The organism is Neotabrizicola shimadae (assembly GCF_019623905.1).
GTDB lineage: Bacteria > Pseudomonadota > Alphaproteobacteria > Rhodobacterales > Rhodobacteraceae > Neotabrizicola > Neotabrizicola shimadae.
Genome location: NZ_CP069370.1, coordinates 1,747,665 through 1,761,092, shown reverse-complemented (window position 1 = coordinate 1,761,092; position 13,428 = coordinate 1,747,665). Strand labels below are relative to the sequence as shown.

Annotated in this window: 12 protein-coding genes; 8 read left to right on the top strand and 4 right to left on the bottom strand. The window is 65.6% G+C overall.

Annotation, left to right across the window (positions count from 1 at the left end):
* Window positions 1-3 precede the first annotated feature (3 nt).
* The 4 genes from JO391_RS08455 to miaA form a co-directional block, all read right to left on the bottom strand.
* Window positions 4-1,086 (bottom strand): ABC transporter permease, encoded by a 1,083-nt coding sequence (locus tag JO391_RS08455; protein ID WP_220664084.1) that lies wholly within the window; start codon window positions 1,084-1,086, stop codon window positions 4-6.
* 109 nt (window positions 1,087-1,195) lie between these two features.
* Window positions 1,196-2,896, bottom strand: a complete 1,701-nt coding sequence (locus JO391_RS08450) for an ABC transporter substrate-binding protein (RefSeq protein ID WP_220664083.1) — start codon at window positions 2,894-2,896, stop codon at window positions 1,196-1,198.
* Between the two features lie 280 nt (window positions 2,897-3,176).
* On the bottom strand, window positions 3,177-3,986 hold the full coding sequence (locus JO391_RS08445) for an AraC family transcriptional regulator (RefSeq protein WP_220664082.1): 810 nt from the start codon (window positions 3,984-3,986) through the stop codon (window positions 3,177-3,179).
* Window positions 3,987-4,132: 146 nt separating this feature from the next.
* Window positions 4,133-4,999, bottom strand: coding sequence for a tRNA (adenosine(37)-N6)-dimethylallyltransferase MiaA (gene miaA / locus JO391_RS08440; RefSeq protein ID WP_220664081.1), 867 nt, complete (start codon window positions 4,997-4,999; stop codon window positions 4,133-4,135).
* A 171-nt stretch (window positions 5,000-5,170) separates the two neighbouring features.
* Between miaA and pyrH the strand changes: the two genes are divergently transcribed.
* From pyrH to bamA, 8 genes are all read left to right on the top strand, one after another.
* Window positions 5,171-5,902, top strand: coding sequence for a UMP kinase (gene pyrH / locus JO391_RS08435; protein WP_220664080.1), 732 nt, complete (start codon window positions 5,171-5,173; stop codon window positions 5,900-5,902).
* A gap of 88 nt (window positions 5,903-5,990) precedes the next feature.
* Window positions 5,991-6,554, top strand: coding sequence for a ribosome recycling factor (gene frr, locus JO391_RS08430; RefSeq protein WP_220664079.1), 564 nt, complete (start codon window positions 5,991-5,993; stop codon window positions 6,552-6,554).
* An 81-nt stretch (window positions 6,555-6,635) separates the two neighbouring features.
* Complete coding sequence (gene uppS, locus JO391_RS08425; protein ID WP_220664492.1) at window positions 6,636-7,313, top strand: polyprenyl diphosphate synthase; 678 nt, start codon at window positions 6,636-6,638, stop codon at window positions 7,311-7,313.
* Window positions 7,310-8,095 (top strand): phosphatidate cytidylyltransferase, encoded by a 786-nt coding sequence (locus JO391_RS08420; RefSeq protein WP_220664078.1) that lies wholly within the window; start codon window positions 7,310-7,312, stop codon window positions 8,093-8,095. The genes uppS and JO391_RS08420 overlap by 4 nt, the downstream gene beginning before the upstream one ends.
* A gap of 1 nt (window position 8,096) precedes the next feature.
* Window positions 8,097-9,278, top strand: a complete 1,182-nt coding sequence (gene dxr, locus JO391_RS08415) for a 1-deoxy-D-xylulose-5-phosphate reductoisomerase (protein WP_220664077.1) — start codon at window positions 8,097-8,099, stop codon at window positions 9,276-9,278.
* Between the two features lie 128 nt (window positions 9,279-9,406).
* Entirely contained in the window at window positions 9,407-10,741 is a 1,335-nt protein-coding gene (gene rseP, locus JO391_RS08410; RefSeq protein WP_259444859.1) for an RIP metalloprotease RseP, read from the top strand.
* Window positions 10,742-10,817: 76 nt separating this feature from the next.
* The gene (locus JO391_RS08405; RefSeq protein ID WP_220664076.1) at window positions 10,818-10,958 is read left to right on the top strand and encodes a hypothetical protein; all 141 of its coding nucleotides are present in this window, start codon (window positions 10,818-10,820) and stop codon (window positions 10,956-10,958) included.
* 304 nt (window positions 10,959-11,262) lie between these two features.
* The gene (gene bamA, locus JO391_RS08400; protein ID WP_375155692.1) at window positions 11,263-13,422 is read left to right on the top strand and encodes an outer membrane protein assembly factor BamA; all 2,160 of its coding nucleotides are present in this window, start codon (window positions 11,263-11,265) and stop codon (window positions 13,420-13,422) included.
* Window positions 13,423-13,428 lie beyond the last annotated feature (6 nt).

Genomic DNA, 13,428 nt, shown 5'->3' with positions numbered 1-13,428 from the left:
ACCTCACGCGAGCCGGATACGGGGATTGAGGAAGACATAGCCGATGTCGGAAATCAGCTGTGTCACCAGAACGACGAAGACGGCCACGACCGAACAGCCCAGCAGCAGGTCGATGTCGTTGTTGCCGGCGGCCTGGACCAGGGTCCAGCCGAAGCCCTTGTAGTTGAACAGCGTCTCGACGATGACCACGCCGTTCAGAAGCCAGGGGAACTGCAGCATGATCACCGTGAAGGGGGCGATCAGCGCGTTCCTGAGCGCGTGTTTCAGCACGACATGGCTGAAACTCGCGCCCTTCAGCCGGGCGGTACGGATGTATTGCTGTGTCATCACCTCGGTCATCGAGGCGCGGGTCATGCGGGCGATGTAGCCGATGCCGTAAAGCGCGATGGTCATCACGGGCAGGGTGAAGTTCCAGAAGGTGATCTTGTCCATCGCGCTGGTGGCCGTGCCCTGGAACAGGGTCTTGCCGCTGATCCAGCCCTGTTCGGCCAGCCAGGGCGAGACGCCGGCGGTGGCCGAGGCGAACACGGCGACGAGAATGACGCCCGAGACATATTCCGGCGTGGCCGTGGTGGCGATGGCAAAGGTGGACAGCACACGGTCCAGCCGCGAGCCTTCGCGCATGCCCGACAGCACGCCGATGATCAGCGAGGAGGGCACCATGACGATCATCACCCACAGCATGAGCCAGCCGGTGTGGCCTAGGCTGCGGCCCAGCACATCCAGCACGGGCTGCTTGAACACCGTGGAGAAGCCCCAGTTGCCCTGAAGCACGCCGCAATAGCGCGGCGCATCCTGCACGGTCATGCCCTTGGCGATGCAGCGACCGGTGACGGTGCCGTTTTCTTCGAAGGTCCAGCCCGGCAGCACGCCCAGCCACTGGCCATAACGGGCGATCATCGGGCCGGTATGGCCGTTCTTCTGCAGCCAGCTTGCCACTGCCTCGTCCGACATGCGGACCGAGCCTTCGGACTTGGCCAGTTTTTCAAGGTTGGGCGGCAGGTTGGTCAGGGTGAAGACGACGAAGGTCAAGACCAGCGCTGTCAGCACCATGACGGCAAGGCGCCGGATCACGAAGTTCAACATGCCTAGTCCTTTCCCGGAAGGCTGCGGGCGGCACGGTCAAGCCGTCGGGGATGGGAAGGGCGGAGGCGCGCCGAACTGGCGCGCCTCCTTCCGGTCTGTCACGGCCGGATCAGGCGTTGATCCACCACTTGTAGTGGTGATGCTCGAAGGTGGCGTGCATCTCGCAGCCCATGACCTTGGCATCGGCATTGCGGTAGATGGAGCGCCAGTAGGGCTGCACCATGACGCCCTGTTCCTGCATGATCTGCTCGATCCGCTCCATCACCTTGGACCGTTCGCCGGCATCGGCGATCGACATGGCCTTGGTCAGCAGCTCGTCGAACTCGGGGTTGGCGAAGGCACTTTCGTTCCAGGCCACACCCGACTTGTAGGCCAGGGCAAGAACCTGCACGCCAAGCGGGCGCATGTTCCATTCGGTCGCCGAGAACGGGTACTTCAGCCAGTCGTTCCAGAAGGTCGAGCCCGGCAGCACGGTGCGCTTGATCTTGATGCCGGCGTCGCGGATCTGGGCGGCCACGGCGTCGCAGGTTGCCGCCTGCCAGGCGTCATCCAGCGAAATCAGCTCGAACTCGAAATCGCCCTTGCCGGCATCCTGCACCATCTTCAGGCCGGCGGCCGGATCGGGGGTCAGGGGCGGCAGAGGGAAGTATTCCGGGTGGATCGGCGCGACATGGTGGTTTTCCGCCGGGGTGCCCAGGTTGTTGTAACCGAGTTCCAGCACGACCTTGTTGTCCACGCATTTCACGAGGCCCACGCGGACGTTCACGTCCTTGTATTCCTCGGCTTGCTGGTTGAACCGCACGGCCAGGGTGGCGGCGGTCACGGCTTCCGAGGTCGGCCATCCCAGGGCTTCCAGTTGCGGAATGAAGTCGCCGACCGACTGGTAGACGGCGTCGATCTCGCCCGAACCGGCCGCGGCCACTTCGGCCGAGGGGTCGGTGCCAAGGTCGATGTATTCCACACGGTCCAGATAGGGGCCGCCATAGACGGCGGTGCCCCACCAGGGCTGGTCGGATTTCTTCAGCGCGGCCTTCACGCCGACCTCGAAGCCGTCGGGCATGTATGGGCCGGTGCCGATGGCGTTGGCGACGGGATCGCCGTTGTCATAGGACTTGTGCACCACGGCGGCCGGATAGTCGGCCATGCCGACGATGATGGTGATGTCGGGCGCCTTCAGCTTCAGCAGAACGGTCATCGGATCGACCACCGTCACCGCGCCCTCACGGGGCTTCAGGATCGAGGCCTCGATCGTCTTGGTCGCATCGGCGGGGTCGGGCTTGGTTACCGTCACCGGGTCGCACAGCGATTCCATGCGCGACGCCATCGAGTTGCCCTCGACCGAGCCGTCGCACCAGCGCAGGATATTGTTGGCCACGTCATCGGCAGTGAAGTCATCGCCATTCGACCACTTCACGCCCGGACGAACCTTCAGCGTGTATTCGGTCGCATCGGCATTGGCCGACCAGCTTTCGATCAGCATCCCGCGGACCGAGCCATCGTTGTTGTACTCGACCAGGTATTCCAGCCAGCCGCGGGTGTAATTGGCGATCTGGCTCCAGTCCGCGGTGCGCGGATCCTTCAGCGCCTTCAGCTCCATCGACATGCGCAGCGTGCCGCCTTCTTTCGGCGTCTCCTGCGCGGCGGCGGGCATCGGTGCGCCGATCAGCGCATAGGCCGCAGCAGCCGAGACGCCCAGAGCAGTAGTGCGGGCAAGGAATTCGCGCCGGCTAAGTTCGCCCCGGGCGACTTCGTCGGCATACATGTGGGCGGCGGGATGCAGGCCCTGATCCACCCGTGTCATCTTGGTCATCGTCTTCTCCCTGGAAGGTTGTCCTTGTTGTGTGACTTTCCCGGCGTCGCGGCCTTCCGTCCCGAAGCGCCATGCCATTCGGGGACGGGGTCAAACCGCTTTCACCAGCAACCTCTGCCCTTCATAACGCATCGCTTTTCTCGTTGCGTCAACGTCAGCTTTCGTCGCCCGGTGGTCGGTTTGCGACATGGGCTGTCCGAAACATGCTTTCTCTGGCCGCCAGCCTGACGCAAAGCGTCTCCGCCTGGCGCCGCGCAGCAGATTCCTTCAAGAGGCAGGGTCAGGGCGCGCGGCGGAAGGCGGTGGGCGACTTGCCGGTGTAGGCCTGGAAGGCGCGGGTGAAATAGGCGGGCGACGAGAAGCCGAGCGACTCGCCCACCTTCTTCACCGGCAGCCGCGTCTCGGCCAGAAGCTTGCGCGCCTCAAACAGCTTGCGGTCCTGCAGCAGGACCGAGGCCGGGTGACCATTGGCGATGCGGCAGCAACGCGAAAGATGGGTGGGCGTCACGCCCAGGGCGGCGGCGAAGTCGCCCACGCCCATGCCGGTGCGGAAATCCCGCTCCAGCAGCGCGGCATAGCGCGCCACAAGCCGGCGCGCCGCATCCGGCTGCACTGCTTCCGAGGCCGCCTTGGCCGCCTGGCGTTCCAGCCATACGACCAGAAGACCCAGGTGATGGCGCGCCGCGCGTTCGGCACCGGGGGCGTTGCCCTCTAGCTCTTTCTGCGCGGCTTCGAGGATCTGGTTCATTTCCTGTTGGGCATGAACCTCGCGGATGCGCAGATGCATCGGTGTGGCGGGCAGGACCTTCTCTGCCTCTCGTCCACCATCGCGCCCGAAGAATACAGCCTGGCCAAAGACCGAAGGCCCGACCTCGAACCCGTGCATCACCCCGGCGGGGATATAGATCGCGTTGTGCGCGGTGTAGCCCTTCGTGGTGCCTGCCAGCGTAATGCGGCCCTGGCCCTTGGTGAACCACAGAAGGCAGGGCTCGGAAATCGACCGCATGGCTTCAACCCGCCAGCGGCCGGCGGCGGCAAGACGCGGCAGCGCGACGATGCGCGGGGGCGAGGGCGCAGCGGGAATGGACATGGGCGGCGGGATCCGGTGGCAGCTTCTGGCGCCAGATAAACAGGCCCCGCGCCAATCCCCAAGCGGAAAGATCACGAGTCCGCGATTGTGTCGCCGGACTGCATCAGGGAACAGGTGAGGAACAGCGGCAAATTGCTTGTTTCCGCTCAGGAAACGGCGAATTCCCGCCACAGCTTCATGCGGCTGCGAAACCAGGTGCGCTGCCGCTTGGCATATTGCCGGCTCGCCAGTTTCGCCGCAGCAACCGCCGCGTCCAGCCCGGTCTCGCCGCGCAGGAAGGCCACCAGCTCCGGCGCCCCGATCGCGCGCGACGAAGGGCGCGCGGGGTCCCAGTACGGCAGTTCCGCCCGAACCTCCTCCAGCGCACCCTCCGCCATCATCATGTCGAACCGCGAGTCGATGCGTGCGTTCAGCCAGTCCACATCCGGCCGGATCACCAAAACCTCGGCTCGCGCCAAGGGAACCATCGGCGCTCCCGTATCCGCCTGCCAGTCGGCCAGACCCCGCCCGGTGGCGCGCAGTACCTCCCAGGCGCGCTGCACCCGCGCGCCGTTGGCCCGGTCGATCCGCGCCTTGGTGGCCGAATCCAGTTCGGCCAGCATTCCGGCAAACCCCTCGGCCGCGCGCCGGGCATCCGCCTCGGCCCTCACCTCTGGCGGCACCTCGGGCACCTCGGCCAGCCCCTCGGTCAGGGCGCTGAAATAAAGGCCCGTGCCGCCGACAATCACCAAGGGCCGGTCCAGAAGGCCCGACACCGCCCGCAGCCAATGGCCCACCGACCAGGGCGCATCCCGCTGGACCATTCCATAAAGCGCGTGGGGCAGGGTGGCCTCATCTGCAATCGAGGGCCGCGCCGTCAGAATGCGCCAGCAGTCATAGACCTGCAGCGCATCGGCATTGACGACAACCCGTCCGTCGCGCACCGCAAGGTCCATCGCCAGCGCCGACTTGCCGCTGGCCGTAGGTCCGGCGATCAGCACCGGCGCCTCGCGCGATATGCCAGAAAGCGCCATCCGGCTTCCTCTTTTCCTGGACCTGTCCCGGCTTGCCGGCGGCGTGAAACGCCACCCCTTCCCGATCCTTGCCACGATCCGCCGGGGGATCGGAACCCCGGTTGAACCTGCCCTCGTTTTCCGACATCTTGCGCGCCAGTCAATTGCCAACACGAACTGCGGGGTCCGCCCATGCCCGATGCCACCTCAACCGGCGTCACCCATCGCCGCGTCATGCTGAAGATCTCGGGCGAGGCGCTGATGGGCGACCAGGGCTATGGCCTGCATCCGCCGACCGTCGCCCGCATCGCGCAAGAGGTGAAGTCGGTCCACGATCTTGGCGTGGAAATCTGCATGGTGATCGGCGGCGGCAACATCTTCCGGGGCTTGCAAGGCTCTGCCCAGGGCATGGAGCGCGCCACGGCCGACTATATGGGGATGCTGGCCACCGTGATGAACGCGCTGGCCATGCAGGCCGCGCTCGAATCGCTGAACGTCTTCACCCGCGTGATCAGCGCCATACCCATGGACCAGGTCTGCGAGCCCTACATCCGCCGCCGCGCCGTGCGCCACCTGGAAAAGAAGCGGGTGGTGGTCTTTGCCGCAGGCACCGGCAACCCTTACTTCACCACCGACACCGCCGCCACGCTGCGTGCAAACGAGATGGGCTGCGAGGCGGTGTTCAAGGGCACCAAGGTCGATGGCGTCTATGACAAGGACCCCAAGAAGTTCCCCGACGCCCGGCGCTATGACCGCGTCACCTATGACGAGGTTCTGGAAAAGAACCTTGGCGTGATGGACGCCACCGCCATCGCTCTGGCCCGCGACAACAACCTGCCGATCATCGTCTTCTCGCTGGACGAACCCGGCGGTTTCCGCGGCATCCTGGCGGGCAAGGGCACCTATACCCGCGTGCAGGACTGAGCGGACCCTGTTCCGCACCGCCCCGCCTCTGCTATAGAGGCCGCTAACCGCCCGGACCGAAACGCGAGGCGGAGAAGGATGGATGACGATGAGCGACGAATTCGAACTCGACACCGATGATCTGGCCCGCCGCATGGATGGTGCCCTGTCCGCGCTTCGCACCGAATTCGCTTCGCTTCGCACCGGACGCGCCTCGGGCTCGATGCTGGAACCGGTCCAGGTGGAGGCCTATGGCCAGATGACACCCATCAACCAGCTGGGCACGGTAAACGTGCCCGAACCGCGCATGGTCACCATCAATGTCTGGGACAAGGCCATGGTGTCCAAGGTGGAAAAGGCCATCCGCGATTCCGGTCTGGGCATCAATCCCCAGACCAACGGCACGATCATCATGCTGCCGATCCCGGAACTGAACGAACAGCGCCGCAAGGAACTGACCAAGGTGGCGGCGCAATATGCCGAACACGCCCGCGTTGCCATCCGCAACCTGCGCCGCGACGGCATGGACCAGATCAAGAAGGCCAAGGCCAAGCATCTTTCGGAAGACGACGCAAAGTTCTGGGAAGACGAAGTGCAGGACCTGACCGACAAGCACATCAAGCTGGTCGATCAGGCGCTTGAATCGAAGAGCCACGAGATCATGCAGGTCTGAGCGACCACCGGAGGGGGCGAATTGTCCACCGATAAGCCGAACGGCAAAGCCCCCCGCCCGGCGGAGCATGTCGCCATCATCATGGACGGCAATGGCCGATGGGCCACCAACCGCGGCTGGCCGCGGCTTGTCGGCCACCGCAAGGGCGCCGAACGGGTGAAGGAAATCGTGCGCTGCGCGCCCGACATCGGCATCCGCTGGCTCACGCTCTATGCCTTCTCGACCGAGAACTGGAAGCGGTCCACCGAGGAAGTGATCGGCCTCATGTCGATCTTTGCCCGCTACATCGAACGCGAGGCCGACCGACTGGCGGCGGAATCGGTGCGGATGCGCTTCATCGGCGACCGCTCGCGTCTGGATCCAAAGCTGCAGAAGCTCATGGCCGGGATCGAAGCGCGCACCGCGCCCTATTCCCGGCTGAACCTGACCGTGGCCATCAACTACGGCGGCCGCGACGAGATCCTGCGCGCCGTGCGCCGCGCCGCGGCCGAGGCGGCGGCGGGAAGGCTCGATCCGGCCGCGCTGACCGACGAGGGCTTTTCGGGCTTTCTGGACACCGCCGCGCTGCCCGACCCTGACCTGGTGATCCGCACGAGCGGCGAGACCCGGACTTCGAACTTCCTGCCCTGGCAGGCGGCCTATGCCGAATACGAGTTCACCCCCACGCTCTGGCCAGATTTCACGCCGGCCGAACTGGCGCAGATTGTGTCGCGCTTCGGCAACCGCGAACGCCGCTTCGGCGGGGTAGCCACCGCATGAGCATGGCCGACCGCTGGGGCGACCTGCGCAAGCGCGTGATGTCGGCGGTTGTCCTTCTGGCGCTTGGGGCCGTGGAGGTCTGGCTGGGCGGCATCCCCTTCCTGCTGCTCGTGACCCTCATCACCACGCTGATGATCTGGGAACTGGGCAACATGACCCTGCCTCCGGGGCTTTGGCCCGCGGTTGCGGCGGGCCTTGCTGCGCTTGCCCTGCTGGCAGATGAGGGCTGGCCCTCGATCCCGGCCTGGACGGTCTTTCCCGTCGTCGCCCTGGTCTTCCTGCTGCGCGCCCGGATCCACCCGGCGATTTCCGCTCTCATGGCGCTGGCGATCCTCACGTCGGGCCACGGCCTCTTTGTCCTGCGCGACGAGGAAGGCACCGCCGCCGTGATCTGGCTTCTGGGCGTCGTCATCGTTTCGGATGTTGCCGGCTATTTCGTCGGCCGCACCGTCGGCGGGCCGAAGTTCTGGCCGGCGATCAGCCCCAAGAAAACCTGGTCCGGAACCATCGCCGGCTGGGTCGGTGCCGCTCTGCTGGGGCTGGGGTTCAAGCTCGCAGGGCAGGGGGGCTGGGCCCTGGTGATCCTGTCGCCCTTCGTGGCCTTTGCCGGCCAGATGGGCGACATTGCCGAAAGCTGGATCAAGCGCCGCGCCGGTGTGAAGGACAGCTCCAAACTGATCCCCGGCCACGGCGGCGTGATGGACCGATTCGACGCGCTGACCGGCGCCATGGTCGTCACCATGGTTCTGGCCTGGGCCTTCGACATCCCGGTGGGCCGCTGACATGCGCCGCATCTCGGTCTTCGGAGCCACCGGCTCGATCGGTGAAAGCACCTTCGATCTGGTTATGCGCGCGGGCGGCGCCGCGGCATTTCACACCGTCGCCCTGACCGGCGGCCGCAACATCGCCCGCCTTGCCGAAATGGCGCGCGCCCTGGATGCCGACCTTGCCGTCAGCGCCGATGAGGCCGACCTTCCGGCCCTGCGCGCCGCGCTGGCCGGCACGCGCACCGAATGTGCCGCCGGTCCCGCCGCATTGGTCGAGGCCGCGTCCCGCCCGGCCGACTGGGTGATGAGCGCCATCGTCGGCGCCGCGGGCCTTGCCCCCGGCCTAAAGGCGCTGGAACAGGGCACGACACTGGCGCTTGCCAACAAGGAAACGTTGGTCGCCGCCGGCCCTCTGGTCATGGCCACCGCCGCCGCCCACCGAGCGACCCTTCTGCCGGTGGACAGCGAACACTCCGCCATCTTCCAGGCGCTGAAGGGCGAGGACATCGCCGCCGTAAAGAAGATCACCGTCACCGCTTCGGGCGGGGCGCTGCGCGACTGGCCCCTGGAGCGGCTGGCCAGCGCCACGGTCGAACAGGCCCTCGCCCATCCCAACTGGGCCATGGGCAAACGCATCACCATCGATTCCGCCTCGATGTTCAACAAGGCGCTGGAACTGATCGAAACGCGCGAATATTTCGGCATCGCGCCCGACCGGATCGAGGCGATCATCCACCCCGAAAGCATCGTCCATTCCATGGTCGCCTTTCGCGACGGCGCGGTCATGGCGCATCTTGGCACCCCCGACATGCGCCATGCCATCGGACATGCGCTGAACTGGCCCGACCGCGCGGCCCTGCCGGTCGCGCCCCTCGACCTTGCGCGCATTGGCCAGCTGACCTTCCGCGCCCCGGACGAGGCGCGATGGCCCGCCCTGCGCCTCGCGCGTGATGTGATGGCGGTGCACGGTCTGGCCGGGGCGGCCTTCAACGCCGCCAAGGAGCGCGCGCTGGATCTGTTCCTGGATGGCCGCATCGGCTTCATGGACATGGCCCGCGTGGTCGAGGCCACGCTGGACCGCCTGTCCGGCGAGTGCTCGCTGGCGCGTGATCCGCAGGGCCTTGCGGATGTGATGCAGATGGACAATCTCGCCCGTATCCGGGCGGACGAAGCGGCGGCCCGATTGCCTGCGGCCTGACCTCGCCCCGACCCGCCGGGGGCCCTGCCCGACAGCCATCGGCTCCTTGTCCGAGGGCAACCCGATGCCTGTCCCCCCAGGATGTTTGGGCCAACACGAAGCCGGGGGAAGGAAGAGGACCAAGCGACGTGCTATCCCTGATCCCGAGCTTTGGCAGCGCCGCCCTGACGCTGATCGCCTTTGTCGCGGCCCTTTCCGTCATCGTCTTCGTGCATGAATACGGCCACTACATCGTCGGCCGCTGGTCGGGCATCCATGCCGAGGTGTTTTCCCTGGGCTTCGGCCCGGTGCTCTGGTCGCGGATGGACAAGCGCGGCACGCGCTGGCAACTCGCGGCGCTGCCCTTCGGCGGATATGTGAAATTCCTGGGCGATTCCAACGCCGCTTCGGGCAAGGACGCGGAGGCGATCTCGCGGCTCGCCCCCGAAGAACAGCGCCATACCATGCACGGTGCGCCGCTTTGGGCGCGCGCGGCTACCGTGGCCGCGGGGCCGATGGCGAACTTCCTGTTCTCGACGCTGGTCTTTCTGGTCTTCGCCATGGCCTGGGGCGTGCCCACCACCGCCCCCGTTGTGGGCGCGGTCAAACCCATGCCGGCCTTTGCCGATTCCCTGCAGGCCGGCGACCGCATCACGGCGCTGGCCGGCACCGAAACCCCCGACCTCGCCGCCTTCATCGCCGCAGCCCAGACACTGCCGCCGGCGCCATCCGCCGAATATGCGATCGAGCGCGACGGCAACGCGCTCACCGTGCAGGGGCCCTATCCCTTCCCGCCGGTTGTGGATGGCGTGCAGCCGCAATCGGCGGCGATGGATGCCGGCATCCAGGTGGGCGACGTGGTGACGCAGATCGACGGCGCACCGATCTGGGCCTTCGAACAGTTGCGCAGTGCCATCGGCGCATCCGAGGGCCAGACGGTCACCCTGACCGTCTGGCGCAACGGCGCAACGCAGGAGCTCGATCTCACGCCCCGCCGCGCCGACCTGCCAACGGCCGATGGCGGATTCGAGACGCGCTGGCTGATCGGCCTGACCGGCGGCCTCGTGATCGAGCCCGAAACGCGCACCCCGAACCCGTGGGAAGCCCTCAAGCTGGGTGTCAGTCAGACCTGGGCCCTCATCACCACAACGCTGTCGGGCCTGTGGCACATGGTGACCGGCGCGATTTCCACCTGCAACCTTCAAGGTCCGATCGGAATCGCCGAAACCTCGGCCGATGCGGCCAGCCAGGGCGGCGCCAGCTTTGTCTGGTTCATCGCCATGCTCTCCACCGCCGTCGGGCTGATGAACCTGTTCCCGATTCCCGTTCTGGACGGCGGGCACCTCGTCTTTCACGCCTGGGAGGCGGTGACAGGTCATCCGCCCACCGAACGCGCGCTGCGCGTGCTTATGACGCTGGGGCTGTCGATCCTTCTGACGCTCATGCTGTTCGCCATCGGCAACGACCTGCTCTTCTGCGCCTGAGGCCCGCGCCACCCCGGCCAGACGCCCGAATTCCGCCGCAATCGGATCGCATACCGCCGCCAAACAGGAGGCAGTCATGCATGTGATCAATGACGGCTATCGCGGATTGCAGCTTCTGGTCAGCATCAATGCCGACCGGCTCTTTTTCGTCGCGGCGGTTGCCGCGGGGCTTGTGCTCGGCACGCTCGGTGCCTCTTTCCTCACCTCGCTCAACTGAGGAACGGCGCCTCCCCGCCGGGACGGCAGTCGTTTGCCGCACCCGGTTCGGGGCCTTTTGACAAGGTCCGCCATCCCGGCTAACCAGACGGACGGGTTGCTAAGGACGAGGCGGACGGATGCGCGAAGCGGACAAGGGTTTTCCATCGCGCGGTGCTGGTTTGCCGATCGGTTTGGTCCTGCAAGTGCTCGCCGTTATTGCGTTTGCACTGGTTCTTTCGCTTCCAGGCCGGTCTGCGCTGGCACAGACCTTCTCTTTTACCACGGTCCGCGTCGAAGGCAGCACCCGGGTTGATGTCCCGACCGTGCTCTCCTACGCGGGAATCAAGTCGGGCCAGGAACTGACACCCGGCGCCTTGAACGACGCGACGCAGCGCATCGTCGAATCCGGCCTGTTCGCCACGGTCGAACTTGTGCCCGAGGGCAGCACCCTGGTCATCAAGGTGACCGAGAACCCGATGATCGACGTCATCAATTTCGAGGGCAACAAGCGCATCAAGGACGAGGATCTCTCGGCCATCATCAAGTCGAAGCAGCGCACCGTCTATTCCGCCGGCCTGGCCCAGGCCGATGCCCAGGCCATCGCCGAAACCTATCGGATGCGTGGCCGCTTCGCCGCCACGGTGACGCCGCAGATCATCCCCAAGGGCGACAACCGCGTCGACCTCGTGTTCGAGATCACCGAGGGCAAGGTCACCGAAGTCGAACGGCTCACCTTCAACGGCAACCGCGCCTTCTCGGACCGCGCCCTGCGCCAAGTGCTGGAAACCAAGCAGGCCGGCCTCCTGCGCCAGGTCATCCAGCGCGACACCTACATCGCCGAGCGCCTGGAACTCGACAAGCAACTGCTGACCGATTTCTACAACTCGCGCGGCTACATCGACTTCCAGGTTCTGGATGCCAGCGCCGATGTCGTACGCGAGCGGGACGGCGTCTTTGTGACCTTCACCATCCAGGAAGGCCAGCAGTACCGCATCGGCTCGGTCGATGCCGTGTCCGAAATCGAAGGCGTCGATATCGCCGACTTTGCTAATGTGCTGAAGCTGCGGCCCGGCGCGGTCTATTCACCCGCGCTGATCGACAACAACGTGACCCGGCTGGAAACCCTGGCCGTGCGCAAGGGGCTGAACTTCGTGCGTGTCGATCCGCGCATCGTGCGCGATTCTGCCAACCAGACGCTTGGCGTGACCTTTGCCTTGGTGAAAGGGCCGCGCATCTTTGTCGAACGCATCGACATCGAGGGCAATACGACGACGCTGGACGAGGTGGTGCGCCGCCAGTTCCGCACGGCCGAAGGCGACCCCTTCTCCCCGCGCGAAATCAAGCAAGCCTCTGAACGTATCCGCGCGCTTGGCTATTTCGAGGACGCCCAGGTGGAATCGCGTCCCGGCTCGACACCCGACCAGGTGATCGTGAACGTGGACGTTATCGAAAAGCCCACCGGTTCGCTCAGCTTCGGCGCAAGCTACTCCACCAACTCGGGTGTCGGGATCACCATCGGCTTCTCGGAAGACAACTTCCTTGGCCGTGGACAGGCGCTGTCATTCGACATCGAGGCCGGGACCGACAACACGAACGTCAACTTCAGCTTTGCCGAACCTGCCTTCCTGGGCAAGGATCTGCGCTTCGGCTTTGACGCGTGGTGGAACACGTCCGACTATTACGACGCCTACTACAACACCTCCGATGCCGGCGTTCGCCTTTCGGTGGGCTTCCCGATCAGCACGATCACCCGGCTGAACTTCAACTACTCCCTGTCGCAAAGCGAGATTACCGACGTCAGCGAAGACTCCTCCGTCATCCTGCAAGAGGAAGAGGCGATGGGGATGCTGACCAGCTCGGCCTTCGGCTATGCCCTCAACCTCGATACCCGCCGCGAAGGGCTGGACCCGGTCACCGCCTATGTGATGCGGTGGGACCAGTCCTATGCCGGCATCGGCGGCGACACGAACTTCGTGGACAGCAACTTCTATGGCGCCGTGCAGACCAAACTGTTCCAGGATGATGTGACCGTCCGCGCCATCGCGCAATCGGGCGTGTTCACCGCACTTGGCGACTATACCTCGCGCGTGACCGACCGCTATTTTGCCAACGGCAAGATCCGCGGCTTCGAACGCAACGGCATCGGCCCGCGCGACCTGGCCGCGATCAACCAGGACGCCCTGGGCGGCAACTACTACGGCGTGGTCAGCCTCGAAGCCGACTTCCCCGTGGGCCTGCCCGAGGAATACGGCGTCGGCGGCGGCCTGTTCCTCGACGTGGGCTCGGTCTGGGGTCTTGACAACAACATCGGCACCGATGGGGTCCCGGTGGATGACGACATGTACCTGCGTGTGACCACGGGTGTGATCGTCTATTGGACGACCCCGCTCGGACCGCTGAAGTTCACCTTCTCGAAGGCGCTCCAGAAGGAATCCTACGACAAGACGCAGCCGTTCGACTTCTCCATCGCAACCTCGTTCTGAACCGCC